The organism is Thalassospira sp. MCCC 1A03138 (genome assembly GCF_002115785.1).
GTDB lineage: Bacteria > Pseudomonadota > Alphaproteobacteria > Rhodospirillales > Thalassospiraceae > Thalassospira.
Map to the genome: position 1 here is coordinate 148,952 of NZ_JFJY01000004.1, position 16,551 is coordinate 165,502.

19 protein-coding genes and 3 tRNA genes are annotated in these 16,551 nt (G+C 55.9%); 6 read left to right on the top strand and 16 right to left on the bottom strand.

All coding sequences use genetic code 11. From position 1 onward, the window contains the following. Positions 1-38: 38 nt before the first annotated feature. Positions 39-440 carry a hypothetical protein gene (locus TH468_RS21180; protein ID WP_139834689.1) on the bottom strand — a complete coding sequence of 134 codons (402 nt, stop codon included), beginning with the start codon at positions 438-440 and terminating at the stop codon, positions 39-41. A gap of 286 nt (positions 441-726) precedes the next feature. On the opposite strand from TH468_RS21180, the gene TH468_RS10450 reads away from it, so the two are divergent. Next, complete coding sequence (locus TH468_RS10450) at positions 727-939, top strand: hypothetical protein (protein ID WP_085643870.1); 213 nt, start codon at positions 727-729, stop codon at positions 937-939. Between the two features lie 199 nt (positions 940-1,138). Here the strand turns inward: TH468_RS10450 and TH468_RS10455 are convergent, their stop codons facing one another. The 6 genes from TH468_RS10455 to infA all read right to left on the bottom strand — a co-directional run bounded on the left by TH468_RS10455 (position 1,139) and on the right by infA (position 5,103). Next, a complete protein-coding gene (locus TH468_RS10455; RefSeq protein WP_139834690.1) occupies positions 1,139-2,209 on the bottom strand; it encodes a linear amide C-N hydrolase in 1,071 nt (356 codons plus the stop codon). Between the two features lie 172 nt (positions 2,210-2,381). Beyond that, positions 2,382-2,457 (bottom strand) — tRNA-Phe (locus tag TH468_RS10460). 97 nt (positions 2,458-2,554) lie between these two features. Then, positions 2,555-2,761 carry a DNA gyrase inhibitor YacG gene (locus tag TH468_RS10465; protein WP_062953319.1) on the bottom strand — a complete coding sequence of 69 codons (207 nt, stop codon included), beginning with the start codon at positions 2,759-2,761 and terminating at the stop codon, positions 2,555-2,557. Position 2,762: 1 nt separating this feature from the next. Further along, entirely contained in the window at positions 2,763-4,175 is a 1,413-nt protein-coding gene (locus TH468_RS10470) for a ribonuclease E/G (RefSeq protein ID WP_085643872.1), read from the bottom strand. Between the two features lie 2 nt (positions 4,176-4,177). Beyond that, a complete protein-coding gene (locus TH468_RS10475; RefSeq protein ID WP_085644213.1) occupies positions 4,178-4,756 on the bottom strand; it encodes a nucleoside triphosphate pyrophosphatase in 579 nt (192 codons plus the stop codon). Between the two features lie 128 nt (positions 4,757-4,884). Then, positions 4,885-5,103, bottom strand: a complete 219-nt coding sequence (gene infA / locus TH468_RS10480; RefSeq protein ID WP_007092059.1) for a translation initiation factor IF-1 — start codon at positions 5,101-5,103, stop codon at positions 4,885-4,887. 228 nt (positions 5,104-5,331) lie between these two features. Between infA and TH468_RS10485 the strand changes: the two genes are divergently transcribed. Then, the gene (locus TH468_RS10485) at positions 5,332-5,856 is read left to right on the top strand and encodes a GNAT family N-acetyltransferase (RefSeq protein WP_246832292.1); all 525 of its coding nucleotides are present in this window, start codon (positions 5,332-5,334) and stop codon (positions 5,854-5,856) included. Between the two features lies 1 nt (position 5,857). Here TH468_RS10485 and TH468_RS10490 read toward each other — a convergent pair whose 3' ends face one another. The 7 genes from TH468_RS10490 to TH468_RS21610 all read right to left on the bottom strand — a co-directional run bounded on the left by TH468_RS10490 (position 5,858) and on the right by TH468_RS21610 (position 11,088). Further along, complete coding sequence (locus TH468_RS10490) at positions 5,858-6,304, bottom strand: arsenate reductase ArsC (RefSeq protein WP_085643874.1); 447 nt, start codon at positions 6,302-6,304, stop codon at positions 5,858-5,860. Positions 6,305-6,310: 6 nt separating this feature from the next. Beyond that, positions 6,311-6,787: a UPF0262 family protein gene (locus tag TH468_RS10495; protein ID WP_168177127.1), complete on the bottom strand. Its 477-nt coding sequence runs from the start codon at positions 6,785-6,787 to the stop codon at positions 6,311-6,313. A 50-nt stretch (positions 6,788-6,837) separates the two neighbouring features. Beyond that, entirely contained in the window at positions 6,838-8,133 is a 1,296-nt protein-coding gene (gene hisD / locus TH468_RS10500; protein WP_085643878.1) for a histidinol dehydrogenase, read from the bottom strand. Next, complete coding sequence (gene hisG / locus TH468_RS10505; protein ID WP_007092064.1) at positions 8,123-8,782, bottom strand: ATP phosphoribosyltransferase; 660 nt, start codon at positions 8,780-8,782, stop codon at positions 8,123-8,125. The genes hisD and hisG overlap by 11 nt, the downstream gene beginning before the upstream one ends. A gap of 60 nt (positions 8,783-8,842) precedes the next feature. Continuing rightward, positions 8,843-10,135, bottom strand: coding sequence for a UDP-N-acetylglucosamine 1-carboxyvinyltransferase (gene murA / locus TH468_RS10510; RefSeq protein WP_085643880.1), 1,293 nt, complete (start codon positions 10,133-10,135; stop codon positions 8,843-8,845). A gap of 82 nt (positions 10,136-10,217) precedes the next feature. Next, positions 10,218-10,772 carry a dCTP deaminase gene (gene dcd / locus TH468_RS10515; protein ID WP_037989813.1) on the bottom strand — a complete coding sequence of 185 codons (555 nt, stop codon included), beginning with the start codon at positions 10,770-10,772 and terminating at the stop codon, positions 10,218-10,220. A 142-nt stretch (positions 10,773-10,914) separates the two neighbouring features. Continuing rightward, positions 10,915-11,088 (bottom strand): hypothetical protein, encoded by a 174-nt coding sequence (locus tag TH468_RS21610; protein ID WP_168177120.1) that lies wholly within the window; start codon positions 11,086-11,088, stop codon positions 10,915-10,917. Between the two features lie 177 nt (positions 11,089-11,265). On the opposite strand from TH468_RS21610, the gene TH468_RS10520 reads away from it, so the two are divergent. Continuing rightward, positions 11,266-11,340 (top strand) — tRNA-Thr (locus TH468_RS10520). A gap of 26 nt (positions 11,341-11,366) precedes the next feature. Next, a tRNA-Thr gene (locus tag TH468_RS10525) sits at positions 11,367-11,441 on the top strand. Between the two features lie 114 nt (positions 11,442-11,555). On the opposite strand, the gene TH468_RS10530 is transcribed toward TH468_RS10525, so the two are convergent. Further along, positions 11,556-12,587, bottom strand: coding sequence for an NAD-dependent epimerase (locus TH468_RS10530; protein ID WP_085643882.1), 1,032 nt, complete (start codon positions 12,585-12,587; stop codon positions 11,556-11,558). 212 nt (positions 12,588-12,799) lie between these two features. On the opposite strand from TH468_RS10530, the gene TH468_RS10535 reads away from it, so the two are divergent. Both TH468_RS10535 and TH468_RS10540 read left to right on the top strand, forming a co-directional pair. Next, the gene (locus TH468_RS10535; RefSeq protein ID WP_085643884.1) at positions 12,800-13,531 is read left to right on the top strand and encodes a putative metalloprotease CJM1_0395 family protein; all 732 of its coding nucleotides are present in this window, start codon (positions 12,800-12,802) and stop codon (positions 13,529-13,531) included. A gap of 286 nt (positions 13,532-13,817) precedes the next feature. Then, a complete protein-coding gene (locus tag TH468_RS10540; RefSeq protein ID WP_007092070.1) occupies positions 13,818-14,471 on the top strand; it encodes a response regulator transcription factor in 654 nt (217 codons plus the stop codon). 62 nt (positions 14,472-14,533) lie between these two features. On the opposite strand, the gene TH468_RS10545 is transcribed toward TH468_RS10540, so the two are convergent. Continuing rightward, positions 14,534-16,492, bottom strand: a complete 1,959-nt coding sequence (locus TH468_RS10545; RefSeq protein WP_085643886.1) for a response regulator — start codon at positions 16,490-16,492, stop codon at positions 14,534-14,536. Between the last annotated feature and the right edge of the window lie 59 nt (positions 16,493-16,551).

A 16,551-nucleotide genomic window follows, 5' to 3' on the forward strand; every position in this document is an offset into this window, starting at 1 on the left:
TCCGCAACATTCCTGACATAACCATATCTTTTCAAGCATTAAAGTTGCGGCTGATATCTTGCGCGCGCGGTTGTTTTCATTTGAAACCCGAACCGCCGCGATACGTTCGTTTGATCATAAAAAGTATGAGGAATGGTCGAATCCCGTCGACGAATCGCAAATTTGTCGAGGGTGAAAAGGTGCTGTTGCCCACGATTCCCTCCCCTTTTCTGACGGCATATAAAGTTTTTTAAAAAAGTTCTTGATTTGTTCTTTTGTTTGTGGCATAAAAGTAAAGTCAACGGGAGAAATGCACCCGGACCGAAACCCGCAAGGCCTTGTGCCTCGCGGGTTTTTTTGTTTAGGACCGGATCAGAGAGGTGATCAGGATGCAGCGGCAAGGACACAGACAGGGCGGCGAGGCAATCCGCAGGATATTGAGCGGCGGATGGCGGAGCCATTACGGCGGCATTTCGCGTTAGTTCTAGCACGTTTCTAACACGCTTGTTTGTCATGACGGGAGAGGTGCGTCTTGTCGGGGAAAGGACCCCGAATTTGCCGGAGAGTGGCAGCGATGGCAGCAACGGGTTGTGGCGCGTCGGCGGTGGATAGGTTGGGGGCAGTACGCCCGAAAACCGTCTGGTGGTGAAGATGGCGGCGGCCCGAGGTGTGTCTGGACGTTGGAATGGCAAGTTGTCGCCGTGACCGGAAGGTGATCGAAGTGGGCAACGAGCCCGAGGACCGTCTGTGGGCCGTCCGTCAGCGAGGTTGCTGGAGGCCCGAGATTTGTCCGGGCTTCGCGATCATGGCATCGCTGAAAGTGGCCAGAGCGGGCAGCGAGGTCGTGGGCAGTCTGTGGACCGTCTGCTGGCGGAGATGGCGAAGGCCAGCGGTGTGTCGAGGCTTCCGATGGTTGCGGGAAGTGCCATCATTGCCGGAGGCGACCGGAACGAGCAGTGAGCCAGCGGGCCGACTGTTCGCGAGGATAGCGAAGGCCCGTGATGTGTCGGGGGGCTTCCGGGATGGCAGGAAGTGTCGGCATGGCCGGAAGTGATCGGAGCGGGTCGGAAGCCCGAAGGCGGAACGGATGCTGCGCGACATCGGTGCGTGGTTCCTGTGACCTGCCCCACCAAGCTTTCGGCTGTGATTGCCGGCGTGCTCAGTCGACAAGTCCCTGAAACCTGAACGGTTTTTCTTCTTCGAAGGACGGGGCGGCATCCCCGGCATAGACATTGCGCTGATCCGGCCCGAGGTCGAGCTTTTTCACAGTACCGGTTTCCGTACTGAAATCGATATTCTTGAGATCGACCCAAAAGGTGTTCGGGGTCAGGGCGGATTCAAAGAAATACAGCATTCGCTTATGATCGGCGACCGTGCGCCAGCGGGTGGAGGAAATGTTGGGTTCGTTTGGTGTTGAAATGCCAAACGGGACCGAGACATTGCGGATGACGCTGAACACGCTGGCAAGGGCAACGACCGGGTCCTCGTCCCTGGGGATTGCGTTGATATAGAACGCGGCGCGGGCAAACCGGTCCGCAGAGCGGTTGGTGCCGGGCAGCATCACGGTTCCGCCGACCTGCTTCCAATAGGCATTCTGCGCAAGCTGATGTTCGAAAATGGGCGAGTTTGTCATGACCTGATAATCGCGGTCGTGATGGATGACCTGTTTGCCGTCGATATATTCGATAATCGCGCTGTCGCCCGTGGCATCCGAGATCGAGAGATGCAGGGTCGCAAGCCGGTTTTCGCCCGGCATCTGGTCGGTGACGACGACAAAGGGTTCCTTGGCGAGTGCCGCAACCGCATCAGACACCGTCGCAAAATTATCGAGCACATATTGCGCCCATGCCGCAATCGAAAGACCCGGCTTTGTCCCGTCATAGGGCGGATATTCGGACTCGACCAGCCAAAGCACATTGGCCGACAATCCGGCTTCGTTCAAACCATCCGTCGTTGCGATGTCATAGGCGCTGGCGATGACGCTACCGTATCTGGAGACCCATTTGACGGAATTTGGCCCGACTTCCCCGCCCCGTTCCATACCCCGCGGGAAAATCCACAGATTGGTGGCAATATCGGATTTCCAGTCCATGGAGCGCGCGGTGATCACATCATTATCCGCCCCGTGATAGACGGCCCGCGTGCAAGCCTTCGCAACGGGAAGAAGGACGGCTGTGGACATCAGTCCCGAGACAATCATCATCGTTGCAATGCGTGTCCGTCGGTCCATCGGGTTCTTCCTTTGCGCAATCCGATTTCATCCTGCCTGATCGCGATTATGTCGGGCACGGCAACCAACCGCAACCATTGCGAAAGTGTGGATGGATAAAATTCAATTTTACTGGATTTGCAGGCACAAAAAAACCCGGCCAATGGCCGGGTCATTTTGGGCTACCTAAAGATGGTGCCCGGGGGCGGATTCGAACCACCGACACGCGGATTTTCAGTCCACTGCTCTACCAACTGAGCTACCCGGGCATTCTGTAGGCGTCTCCGTTTCCGGAGCGTTCCCTGCGGAACGAGCGGGGTTATACAAACTCCTTTGGGGCTTGTCCAGCCTCAAATCGCATTTTTTTTATGCGTGAAAATCTTCTTCATCTTCAAGGTCTTCAAGATACTCCGGCGGCTCGGTCACCGGGACGGCGTAGCTTTCGTTCAGCCATTTGCCAAGGTCGAGATCGGCACAGCGTTTCGAACAGAACGGCTTGTATTTTTCCACCACCGGCTTGCCGCACATGGCACAGCCCGAGCCTGCTGTTTTAACTGTGTTTTTTTCAACCATTTCAGAGTTTCTCCAGCCTGTAGTCTGCGCGCGACAGGGTTTCATCGGCGGCCAGTTCCGGCGCCATCCCCATCACACGTTCAAGAATTTGTTGCCCAGTGGTCCCCAGCGCAAGGGTATCAATCATTTCCGGGGCGACATGAAGCCGATAACGCCCCGCCTGCCCGGCCCGCAAATCGCGAGTCACAGAACGCAGAATGGCATTCAATGCCGCGGTCCGCGTTGGCACGGGATCGGGTCGCGATGCGTGCATCAGTTCGGCAAGGGCAATCCCGCCGCGCTGCCGGGTCAGTTCAAACAGGCCCAGCCGTGTGAAGCCGCCAAACTGGACAGCACCGCTCATTTCCGGGCCAAAGGCATCGCGAAGGGCGGTTTCGAACCGGTCGCGCGGTGCCTTGCCCGCCATGCGAAGCGGATCAATCACCACCAGACCGCCGATATTGCGCAATTGCAATTGCCGGACGATTTCGGACGCCGCACGCAGATTGACCTGTTCGGCACGCCGTGCCTGATCATTGTCGGCATCCGATCCGCCCGCATTCACATCAATCGCGCACAGTGCCGTCGTCTGTTCGACCGCGATCCAGCCACCGCCCGGAAGCGGCACACGCGGTTGCAGCGCGGTTGCGATGTCGTCTTCGATATCCTGATCATCAAACAGCAGTCGCGCACCGTCATGGCGCACCAGATGCGCATCATCGAAACCACGCGCCCGCAACAATCCGCGCAGACGGACAAATTCATCCGCACCATCAACAATGCACTCGCCGCCCGCCATCACATGGCGTTCGATCAACTGATCGGCATCCGATAATGCCTTGAACACCAGAACCGGTTTTGCCGGCGATGCCAGGGCGTTTCGGGCCTGCGTCCAGACGGCACGAAGCTGCCTGAGCTCGCCCGTCAGGGCAGCGTCATCCCAGTCGATTGCCAGACTGCGCAACGTGATGCTTTCCTCGCGCGCGACAAGTCCCTTGAACAGGGCCGACAATGATGCACGGCGGTCTTCGTCCTTGAGCCTGCGGGGGAGTTCTATTAATCCGCCACCTTTTTGCTCGTTCGGACGTAGGATCATACCGAGCCCCTCGATCGCGATGCGACCGGTCAGTTTCGGGCCCTTATCCTCGAACCCAAGGCGGGAGATCTGCACGATGACCCACTGGCCTTCGTGAAGCGGGCCATCCACACGATCAAACGGCAGCAAGCCATCGGCAACACCGTCAAGGGCGACCATGGCCGCCGCCATTTCGGGAAGAATTTTGGAAACACGACCGAGATGAATGTCAAAGCGCGCCGGACCACCACGATCAATCCACAGACGCGACAGCCGATCATTGCCTATCAGGGCAATGCGCCGTTCACATGCGACGGCATCAATCAGCAGGCGGTCCGTTTCTGTTCCGCCAGCCACCATGATCACGCCCCCTGCCGGAAGCCAAGACCGCGCAGCATGCCATCAACCTCGCACAGCGAAAGGCCAACGACATTGGAATAGGACCCGGTGATGCTTTTGACGAAGGTTGCGGCATATCCCTGAATGGCATAGGCGCCAGCCTTGCCCTGCCACTCGTCATGGGACAGGTAGCGCGCAAGATCGTCTTCGCCAAGGCGGCGGAAAATCACCTGTGTTTCGATCACACGTGCGCGGGCAGTGCCATCGGGCGCAATCACGCACAGGCCACCATAAACACGATGACGACGGCCAGACAGCAGTGTCAGGAATTTACGCGCCTCGGCCGTATCGGATGCCTTGCCAAGTGCGCGACGGCCACAGGCGACAACCGTATCGGCGGCAAGAACGAAGCCGCCCGCATGGTCGTCGGCAACCGCACGCGCCTTTTCCTCGGCCAGGCGGAGTGCCAGCCGACGCGGACTTTCGTCGTCATGCGGGGTTTCGTCGATATCGGCAGGGACAACCTGATCCGGCACAATTCCGATCTGCGCCAGCAACTCAAGACGCCGCGGCGATGCAGAGGCCAAAATCAGTTTCGACAAGTCGCGGCTCCCCACAGACATCCAAAGCCAAACCAGAAGGGTTGTAGACACAGCAAAACGCAACCATGCGCGCAAACCTAAACTGCGCGCCCGGCAACGTCAATTTTTGCGGTATTACAGGTTCCGGATTACTTGAAACGGAAGGTAATACGACCCTTGGTCAGGTCATAAGGCGTCATTTCGACGCTGACGCGGTCACCAGCAAGAACACGAATACGGTTCTTGCGCATCTTGCCCGAGGTATGAGCAAGAATTTCGTGATCATTGTCCAGCTTCACGCGAAACATCGCATTGGGCAGAAGTTCGACAACAGTGCCCTGAAACTCGATAACGTCTTCTTTAGCCATGAGACTCCTAGCTTTCGTATTGCAATATCAATTACCGGTGGCCCGCAAACTGCTCCGAACGCGCCAAAAGGTCAAGCCCTTTCACACAAGGCACAAAGCGGCCCAGCACTGCATTTCGGGCATGCCGTGCGCATGACCACCGAACATCGCAAACCTTTGCCGGGAAATCATGTTGTTGCGCGTGGTCTATCGCCTTTATGGTTTAGGGTCAGGACCTAGAGCCGCCACATGAAGGACCGCATGACCATGACCGCCAAACATCCCTATCCCGTCGCCCCGCCCCATATCAGGATCGCAACCGCGCAGGATGTTGACGATATCCATGCCATGCTGTTTGAAATTGCGCGCGCAACCGGGTGCGAGGACAAGTTCAAAAGCAAACCCGAAGACCTGGCGCGTGACGGGTTTGGCCCCCGCCCTGCTTTCGAGGCGCTGATCGCACATGATGGTGACGTACCGGTTGGGCTGTGCCTTTATTTTCCGAGCTATTCGACATTTCGCGGCAAGGCCGGGATTTACATTCAGGACCTGTTTGTCGCCCCGGAATATCGCGGCGGCGGTTTTGCCCGGCACCTGATCGCACAGGCCGCCGCACGGGCCCGTTCACAAGGCGGGCACTATATTCGCCTGTCGGTCGATGCCGAAAACATCATCGGGCAGCGTTTCTATGCCCGCATCGGCATGCGGCATGCCCATGATGAACGCATTCATGTGCTGGACGGGGATGCGTTTGATGCGCTGATCGACGGTTAGGTTAGACCTTGGGTGCCGGACCAACCGGGAACCGTTCAAGAATGCGCTTTTTGATCTGGTCGCGGACCTGACGGTAGGCTTCAAGCCGGATTTCGCGTGAACCTTCGACAATTGTGGCGTCGAAGGTATTCCAGAATTCCACATCACAGGCCATGGTGCGGGTCATTTCGACCGCCCTGTGCTGGGCTTCGGGGGACAGGGTGATGATCAGATCGAAAAACCCGTCTTCAAGTTCGTCAAAGGTTTTGGATTTATAGGTCGAGATATCCAGCCCGATTTCTTCCATGACCGCGACGGCAAAGCCATCAAGATCACCGGCGCGCAAGCCGCAGCTTTCAACATAGACCTTTGTTCCGTGATAATGGCGCATAAGCGCAGCCGCCATCACGGATCTTACAGCGTTGAAGCTACAGGCAAAAAGAACCGAACCGGGAAGTTCTTCTGCCACCGTGCCCTAACCCCGGATATGAAGGACGCAGATCAGGGTAAACAGGCGACGCGCGGTATTTTCATCAATCGTCACCTTTTCCGACAGCAGTTCGCGAAGCTGTTCCGATCCTTCGTTATGCAGGCCGCGGCGCGCCATATCGATGGTTTCGATCTGTGCGGCGCTCGCCTTTTTGATCGCATCATAATAGCTTTCGCAGATCATGAAGTAATCCTTCACGATCCGGCGGAACGGGGTTAACGGCACGACAATGGTGGTCAGGTTTTCGGTATCGTCATCGCCGCGCACATCCATATAGATGCGGTTGTCTTCGATGCGCATATGAACCGAATATGGCCCTTCGAAGCCGCCTTTCGGTTCGAAATGGTTGTCTTCCAGAAGGTCATAGATGGCCACCGCCTGCTCATGCTCGACCTCGGGGCGGCGACGCACCTTGTATTTCTCGTCGAGATAGATACCGGCAATGCATTGGTTGTCTGCAATTTCTGCCATCTTAGTCTCCCTGCGATCCCTCGGCGCTGCACTGCAACAGCTTACATGCGGTTGGACCGGATCGCCACAGAAAGTCCGTGCGCCTGCAAACCTTCGCTTTCGGCCAGTGCAATCGCCGCCGGGCCGATTTTGGCCAGACTTTCAGGCGTGCATTTGATCAATGACGACCGCTTGATGAAATCAAGCACGCCCAGACCCGACGAAAAACGCGCCGAACGGGCGGTTGGCAGAACATGGTTTGGCCCGGCAACATAATCGCCAATCGCCTCGGGCGTGTAACGGCCAAGGAAAATGGCACCGGCATGATGAATGTCTTCGGCAAGTGCGTCCGGGTCATCAACAGCCAGCTCAAGATGTTCCGGTGCAATCCGGTCAACCAGGGCCGGAGCCTGCGTCAGATTTTCAACCAATACAATTGCACCAAAGTCGCGCCAGCTTGCCCCGGCGATTTCGGCACGCGGCAGTTTTTCAAGATGCGCATCAATGGCTTCCTGCACGCGATCGGCAAAATCCGCATCATCGGTAATCAGGATCGACTGTGCGACCGGATCATGTTCGGCCTGTGACAGCAGATCAGCCGCGACCCAGCTTGGATCGTTGGAACCATCGGCAACTACAAGGATTTCCGACGGGCCGGCAATCATGTCAATCCCGACCTGCCCGAAAACGCGGCGCTTTGCCGCGGCAACAAAGGCATTGCCTGGACCAACGATCTTGTCGACCGGTTTGATCGTTTCCGTGCCATAGGCAAGGGCGGCAATCGCCTGCGCCCCGCCAATCCGGTAAATTTCATCAACACCGGCAATGCGTGCCGCGGCCAGAACCAGCGGGTTCATTTTATTGTCCGGGGTGGGTACGACCATCACCAGACGTTCGACACCGGCGACCTTGGCCGGAATGGCATTCATCAGCACGGATGACGGATAGGATGCCAGCCCGCCGGGCACATAAAGACCGGCCGCCGATACCGGACGCCAGCGCCAGCCGAGTTCGACCCCGGTTGCATCGGTGTAACGTTCGTCAGACGGCATTTGCCGATCATGGTAGGAACGAATACGTTCAGCGGCCAGTTCAAGCGACTTCAGAAGATCCGCGTCGATTGCGGCGACGGCGGCATCGACTTCTTCCCGGGTTACCACCATGCCGGCGGCATCGATATTCAGACGGTCAAACTTGTTGGTGTAATCACATACCGCGATATCGCCGCGTTTACGGACATCGGCAATGATATTGGCAACCGCAACATCAACATCGGCATCCGATTCCCGCTTCATGCCAAGCAGTTTGACAAAGCCGTCTTCGAAATCGGCATCGGTGATCGAGAGTTTAATCGGCATTGCGCACCTCGGAAAAACGGTCGATCCAGGGCTGAACATCGGTCGGGCGGGTTTTAAGTGCGGCCCGGTTGACGATCAGGCGCGAGGTGACATCGGCAATATGTTCGATTTCGCGAAGCCCGTTGGCCTTTAGCGTGTTGCCGGTCGACACAAGGTCAACGATACGACGGCACAGGCCAAGGGTTGGTGCCAGTTCCATCGCCCCGTTCAGCTTGATGCATTCGGCCTGTACCCCGCGCGCGGCAAAATGATTGCGGGTGACATTCGGGTATTTGGTCGCGACACGAACATGCGACCAGCGCGACGGATCATCGCCATCGATCATTTCTTCGGGTTCGGCCACGGCAAGGCGGCAATGGCCGATATCGAGATCAAGCGGTGCATAGATTTCGGAATAATCGAATTCCATCAGGACATCATTGCCGCAGACCCCGATATGGGCAGCGCCAAAGGCAACGAAGGTGGCGACGTCAAAGCTGCGCACACGGATGATATCGATATGCGGATGATTGGTGGCGAAACGCAGGGCCCGGGATTTCGGATCGTCAAATGCGGCTTCCGGTTCTATACCGGCCGCGCGCACCAGCGGCATTACCTCGTCTAGAATGCGCCCCTTTGGCAGGGCCAGCACCAGCTTTTCGTCACTCATCAATCAGTCGCCTTACGCGTTTGTCTGTCGTCCCGGCCCCAAGGCCAATGATCCCCGCAATTATGCAGGAACACGGACACGTTCGATCTGCGCCCCGCAGGCGCCAAGTTTTTCTTCCAGCCGTTCATAACCGCGGTCCAGATGATAGACACGGTTAATAATCGTCTCGCCCTCGGCTGCCAAGCCTGCAAGTACCATGGATACCGATGCACGCAGATCGGTCGCCATGACTTCGGCACCCGACAGCTTGGCACTGCCGCGCACGATGGCGGATCGGCCATGCACGTTGACATCAGCGCCCATGCGGCTCAGTTCCGGGACATGCATGAAACGGTTTTCAAAAATCGTTTCGGTGATCATGGAGGCCCCATTGGCCACGGCCATCAGCGCCATGAACTGTGCCTGCATATCGGTCGGGAAGCCCGGATAGGGTTCGGTCATGACATCAACGCCCTTAAGGGCGGCGCGATTGCCGCGCACGATCATGCCATCCTCGGTTTCCTCGATCTCGACCCCGGCCTTGCGCATGGACACAATCAGGCTTTCGATCAGTTCGGCCCTGGTGCCGACCAGCTCGATCTCGCCACCCGTAATGGCAGCGGCAATCGCATAGGTCCCGGTTTCGATACGATCGGGCACCACCGAATATTCCGCCCCGTGCAGGCGCGGCTTGCCGGTGACTTTCAGCGTATCGGTGCCGATACCTTCGATCTCGGCGCCCATCGCAACAAGGCAATGGGCCAGATCGGTGACTTCGGGTTCGCGCGCGGCATTGGCGATTGTGACCACACCATCGGCAAGGGATGCTGCCATCAGGGCGTTTTCGGTCGCGCCGACAGATACCTGCGGGAACAGGACATGCCCGCCCTTAAGGCCTTCGGGGGCGCGGGCTTCGATATAGCCCTCGGTCAGGTGGATTTCGGCACCCATGGCTTCAAGCGCCTTCAGATGCAGGTCAACCGGACGGTTGCCAATCGCACAGCCACCGGGCAGCGACACACGCGCCACACCGCAACGCGCGACCAGCGGCCCCAGCACCAGAACCGATGCCCGCATTTTGCGGACCAGATCATAAGGTGCAGTCGTCGATGCGATTTCCCTGGCGGTCATTTCCAGAACGCGACCAGTATGCCCGCCATTGGGCGCATGGCCGTTCAGATGCAATGCGACACCATGCTGTGCCAGAAGATTGGCCATCGATGTGATATCGGCCAGATGCGGCAGGTTGGAAAGGGTCAGCGTTTCATCGGTCAGAAGGGCTGCTGCCATTAGCGGAAGGGCCGCATTCTTGGCTCCGCCAATTGCAATTTTGCCCTGCAACCGGCGGCCGCCGGAAATCTTGATCTTGTCCATTCAATCCTCGTATGACCATGCCGGTTGCGGCATGGCGGTTACTCGTGTCTTTGGCGATGCCACCTTTATGGCATTGCCTTTATCACAGGCGTGGCAGCGTGACACCTTTTTGGCCCATATATTTTCCTGCGCGATCCGCATAGGAGGTATCGCATTCGCTTTCGGCTTTCAGGAAAATGAACTGGCAGGCCCCTTCATTGGCGTAAATGCGGGCCGGAAGCGGCGTGGTATTGGAAAATTCAAGGGTCACATGCCCTTCCCATTCCGGTTCCAGCGGGGTGACATTGACGATGATGCCGCACCGGGCATAGGTGGATTTGCCAAGGCAGATCACCAGCGTGTCGCGCGGAATGCGAAAATATTCGACCGTGCGCGCCAGCGCGAAACTGTTGGGCGGGATCACGCAGACATCGGTCTGGCGATTGACGAACCCTGCATCGGAAAATTCCTTGGGATCGACAATGGCCGAGTCGACATTGGTGAAAATCTTGAATTCGTCGGCGACACGGGCGTCATAGCCATAGGAACTGACCCCATAGGAAATGACACCATCGCGTTTGAAACCGTCGACAAACGGTTCGATCATGCCTTTTTCCTGCGCCATCTGGCGTATCCAGTGATCCGGTCTTACCGACATATCGCCACCCCTGTTGTGCAAATTGGCATTGTGCCATTGGTTTTACCCGCGCGGGGCATGCAAGATCAACCAGGCGATGCGGGCAACAGAGCCAAATTGGCATTTTTCTTGAACCGGGGCTCCGAAACCGGTGGGAAGCGGACTAATCCTTGTCCGAAGTGCTGCCCTGTTCGTCCGTATCGGTATTTTGTTCCACCGTCTTGCGAGAACGCTGCTGCTGTTTTCGGCGCGCCAGATTGGCACGCAGGGCTTCGGCCTCGCGCTTTTTGCGTTCTTCGTTGGTCGCGGGATATTGCTTGCTTTGCTGTGCTGTCATCTTGCCAATACGTTTCTGGTTCCAAAGGTCCGGCTTTTATAGAATATTCCGAGGCAGAATGCAGCCTTGACCAACAAAATTGCACCATCCGAGCAAGATCAAAAATCTTCGCATAATTCGGGCTTGACCAATTGCCAGCCAGTGGCCTATAACCCGCCCGCACCGCAAGGGCTCGATGCTGCTGTAGCTCAGGGGTAGAGCACTCCCTTGGTAAGGGAGAGGCCGGGAGTTCAAATCTCCCCAGCAGCACCATTGCCCGACGATCAGCCTTTTCAAGGGCTGCTGTAGCTCAGGGGTAGAGCACTCCCTTGGTAAGGGAGAGGCCGGGAGTTCAAATCTCCCCAGCAGCACCATTTTCCAAATATTTTAGAAAACCACGCAAAAGCACCACGCTGTAAGCGCAGTATGCATACATGCCTTGTGGTATAGAGCAGGCGCAATCACGCCTGCCCCTAACAAACCAAGCCTTACCCGTAAAAGGCTTTGTACCATTCAACAAACCGGCCAATACCCGTTTCAATCGAGGTTTCCGGCTTGAAACCGACGGCATCGGTCAAGGCATCGACATCGGCATAGGTCGCCGGAACATCACCCGCCTGCATCGGCAGCATGTTTTTCTCAGCCGTCTTGCCCAGTGCCTTTTCAAGGGTTCCGATCATGTGCATCAGTTCTACCGGACTGTTGTTGCCGATATTGAACACGCGATAGGGTGCCGAACTGGTTGCCGGGTCCGGCTTGGCCGGGTTCCAGTCGGGATTGGGGGATGCGATGGTTGAAATGCAGCGATGAACACCTTCGACGATATCGTCGATATAGGTGAAATCGCGGCGCATTTTTCCTTCGTTAAAGACGTCAATCGGACGTCCTTCCAGAATAGCCTTGGTAAACAGGAACAACGCCATATCCGGCCGCCCCCAAGGACCATAAACCGTAAAGAAACGAAGGCCTGTGGTCGGCAAACGGTAAAGGTGGCTGTAGGTATGCGCCATCAGTTCGTTGGCTTTTTTCGATGCGGCATAAAGACTGATCGGGTGATCAACATTGTGATGCACCGAAAACGGCATTTCGGTATTCATGCCATAAACCGAACTGCTTGAGGCATAGACAAGATGCTTCACGCCGTTATGGCGGCAGCCTTCAAGAATATTGGTAAAACCGACCAGGTTGGCATCAATATAGGCATGCGGATTTTCAAGCGAGTAACGCACCCCGGCCTGGGCCGCAAGGTTGACGACATAGGCCGGCTTTTCGGTTGCGAACAGATCAGCAATACCATCGCGATCTTCCAGATTCATACGGACAAATTTAAAGCCGTCCCGCCCTTCAAGTCGTGCAAGCCGGGCTTCTTTCAGCGTGACGTCATAATAATCATTGACGTTATCAAGCCCGATTACGGTACTGCCCTGATCCAGCAGTTTCTGGCAAAGATGCGATCCGATAAAACCGGCAGCCCCGGTTACCAGAACCTTTTCATTCGCGGGAATGACAAAGTCGGACATCACGATCAGTTTTCCTGTCTTGAAAGGCTATTGCCCAAGAATTGGGGGCATCCAAAATCAAGCCTTTCCTGTAACAGCCTATACTTTGGCGCGCAAGACAGCATGCTTCATGCAAGGCACCAAAGGTATAGACACCGGGCGAGACTCCTGCGAATTTTCCTGCTATCCTTACGTATCGATTTTGTATCGCCACGGAAAACCATTTCGATCCGATGATTACGACCGGTCAAACCATAACGAACCCCGCTAGCGGTGGATTGGGCATTGTCCTGAATGTCAGGGAAGTTGCACAAACCGCTGATGGCAGGGTTTTGGCCGAATACGAAGCGCTCGAAGTTAAACTTGGCAATAAATCCGGACTTTCAAATAGTGCTTATGGTTTTGGCGATGTCTCAGCAGCCGGGGTTCGAACGCGTATTGTAGACCCAAGGACACTCACCGAAGCACAAGCTGTTGCCAGTGGCGTCAGTCGCGGCGAGTATCGCGAAGCCCGTGAGGCTAGCGAAGATAATGCCGAAAGCAATAATGCCGGCCCTAAAAACCCGGCGGATATGAGTGATGCGGAGAAGGCCGCAGTTGCGAAGCTGCAAGCTAGAGATTCGGCTGTAAAACAGGAAGAAAAGGCCCACGCAGCGGCGGCTGGCATGTATGCTTCTGCCCCGCAATATGAATATCAGATAGGGCCGGATGGAAAGGCATACGCCGTTGGCGGACATGTCGATATCGGTGTTAGCCTTGTCGGGAGCAAGGAAAACAGAGAACGCGCCCTGGCAACCATTCAGAATGCAGCGCTTGCACCGAACGCACCATCGGGCGCCGATATGGCAGCCTTCCGAGACGCAAGTTTGCAACGCGCAGCACTTGGCAGTGATGCATCAGAAGTGATGTCGAACGATCAGCAACCGAAAAACGACGCGAACGACATTTTTTCGATTTACGCATGATTTTCTCTAGCCATATAACTTGAGATTCAATGAAATTTACTATGCAATACGCGACAATATCTTTATCACATCACACAGAATACTATCCTCATGGATAATTCCACCCCCTGAAATCCATCCTGCAGTTTGACAGGACATCAGAATTATTTAATGCTGCGCTCGCGTCCGGGGGGACGCGAAATTTGGAAGATGACAACTTTGCGTGTTTCCGTATGTTTGGGTGCGGGACGCGATACCGGTACCGCCTTTTGCGGGAGACGGCTAAAAACGGGTACGGCACAATAACATGAACATCCTGCTAGCGGACGACCATGACCTCGTCAGAGACGGGATCACATCCTTTCTGAAAACGGCGGCGCCAGAAGTCGAAATTGCCCAGGCAAAAGACTTTGCCGAAGCACTTTCCATCGTCGATGGCGATACGCCGGTCGAACTGACGATCCTAGATCTCAACATGCCAGGCATGAACGGGCTTTCGGGCCTGACCGTAATGCGGCAGAAACATCCGGAAATTCCGGTCGTCATTTTGTCGGGATCGGTCAAACGCAGCGATGTGCTCAATGCACTTGAACATGGTGCGTCGGGCTATTTGCCCAAAACGTTGTCTGGCAAGTCGCTGATCAATGCGCTCCGCCTGATCATGTCAGGGGAAAAATACATTCCGTCGGCACTTCTGGAAGATGATGGCAGCAACACCCGTCCGGGTGAAATTGATCTGGATGGGCTTGCTCCTGACAATCCCCTGCGTCAACTCACCAATCGGGAACGTGAAGTTCTGGCCCTGCTGACCAAAGGTCTGTCAAACAAGGAAATCGCCAAACAGCTTACGGTCCGCGAAATCACGGTGAAGGTTCACCTGACCGGTATTTTCAAAAAGCTTGGTGCCGCGAACCGTACGCAGGCAGTTAAAATAGCCATGCAGCTTGGCTGGGAGGCCTGATTTCCGCGCATCATGCCGAAGCTTTCAAAACCCGGCCCCTTTGGCCGGGTTTTTTTTGTATTTCAGCCCGCAACGACTTCGGAAATTTCATCAAGCGTGGCCAGAAGCTCTTTCAAATCAAGCGGCTTTGCCATCACCATGACCGGCGCATCATCCCCATCCTCTGTCGGCCTGTCGGCATCCCCCGGATGACCGGTCATAACGATCACCGGCAAGGCTGGATTGCGCGAACGCAGTTCCCGAACCAGACTATTGCCATCCATCTGCGGCATCCGTATATCGGTGATCAGAATATCGGGCTGGACCACACCGGCCAAGGCAAGCGCATCTTCGCCGTCGCTTGCCGCCGAAACCGAGAATCCCTGCGCTTCGAGATAGGCTGCGATAATCTCCATCGCATCGATTTCATCATCGACAACCATGATCCGTAAATCGCGCGACCTTGCCCCTGGAACTTTTTCCTGCTGAGGCAGCAAGGGAGTATCATCGGATTGATCATCGTCATCCCCCTGGCTTTCGCCGATATGCGTCGCAGGCAGAACAATCTCGAAACAGGCACCGTCTCCTTCATTGCGAACATCAATATGCCCGCCCATTCCCTCGACGATGCCATAGCTTACCGAAAGGCCAAGCCCCGTTCCCTTTCCGACATCCTTGGTGGTAAAAAACGGATGAAAAATAAGACCAATGGCATCTTCGGGTACACCACCGCCATTGTCATTGATGGCAATTCGAAGCACTTCCTGATCGGGGTCAAGCATTGCCGTTAACCGGATAAGCCCACCAATCCCGCCGGTATCGTCGCCATTTTCCGTGATCGCATCGCGTGCATTGGTCAACATATTGACCAGAACCTGTTCAAGCTGAACCTGACGCCCAAGCACCTGGCAACTTTGTGCAGATGGAACAACATCGACGACGATCCCCGCCAAACGGCAATCATGCTCGATCATATCCACCGCACGGGTCACCGCCCGCATCGGGTCGAAAAGCTCGAAATCGTCTTCGTCCGGTCGACTGTATATCTGCAAATGTCGAATAATTTCGGCCATGCGCTGGGTTTGCCCGCTGATCAGGGACAATCGCTCTCTCTGAAACGAGGGTTGAACCTTTTCAAGTTCATATTGAAGCGCGCAGGTATCAGCCGCCATCCGAATGACATTGAGCGGCTGGTTCATTTCATGGGCGACGGATGCGGCCATTTCACCAAGGGTCGCAAGCTTCGAGGTCTGAACCAGTTGCCGTTCGATTTTGCGCTTCTCGGTCACATCCTCGGCCAGCATCAGCATGGCTGGCGCCCCTTCGTGGGTGAAGGCGATGGCGGACACTTCAAGTTCGACATTTTCGCCGTCTCCCCGTCGGCAGATGATGACGAAGTCCGCCCGCCCCGTATAACCGCCAGCGTAACGGTCGATATACTCGGTCATGATTTCGCGGCTGTCGGGATGGACCATCTCCATGAAGCTGCGCCCGACCAGTTCAGAACTGTCGTTACCATGCAGAATGGCAACGCCCTGCTGGTTGATATAGGTAATTTCCTCACCGCTCAGCACCGAAATCAGTTCCGGTGCCAGTTCCACCAGCTTGCGATACCGTTCTTCGCTTTCCTTCAAAGCCTGCTCGGCACGCGACCGTTCAATCGCATAACGGATGGATCGGCGAATGGTCCTGCCGTCGGGGAATTCTTTGGTCAGGTAGTCTTCTGCGCCGTGCTGAAGGGCTTCAAAGGCAAGTTCCTCGTCCTTGTGCCCGGTCAGGACAACAACCGGTGCACTATGCGCGCAATCGCGAATTCGGCGAATGGTCTCAACCCCCGATGAATCGGGCAGCGTCAAATCCAGCAGGACAACATCAAACTGTCCATCAGGTGACGGATCATTCAGCAGGGCCATGGCCGAAGCAAGATCGGACCGATGTTCGATGCCGAATTGCTCACCGGTTTCTTCCAGCAATGTTTTTACAAGAAACGCATCGCCAGGATTATCTTCGACCAGAAGGATACGAAACCGGTTTTCGGTCATATGGCTGGGCCCATTCGCTTCAGAATTTCAGGATTGGCGGCTCGGATCAGGCTGATTCT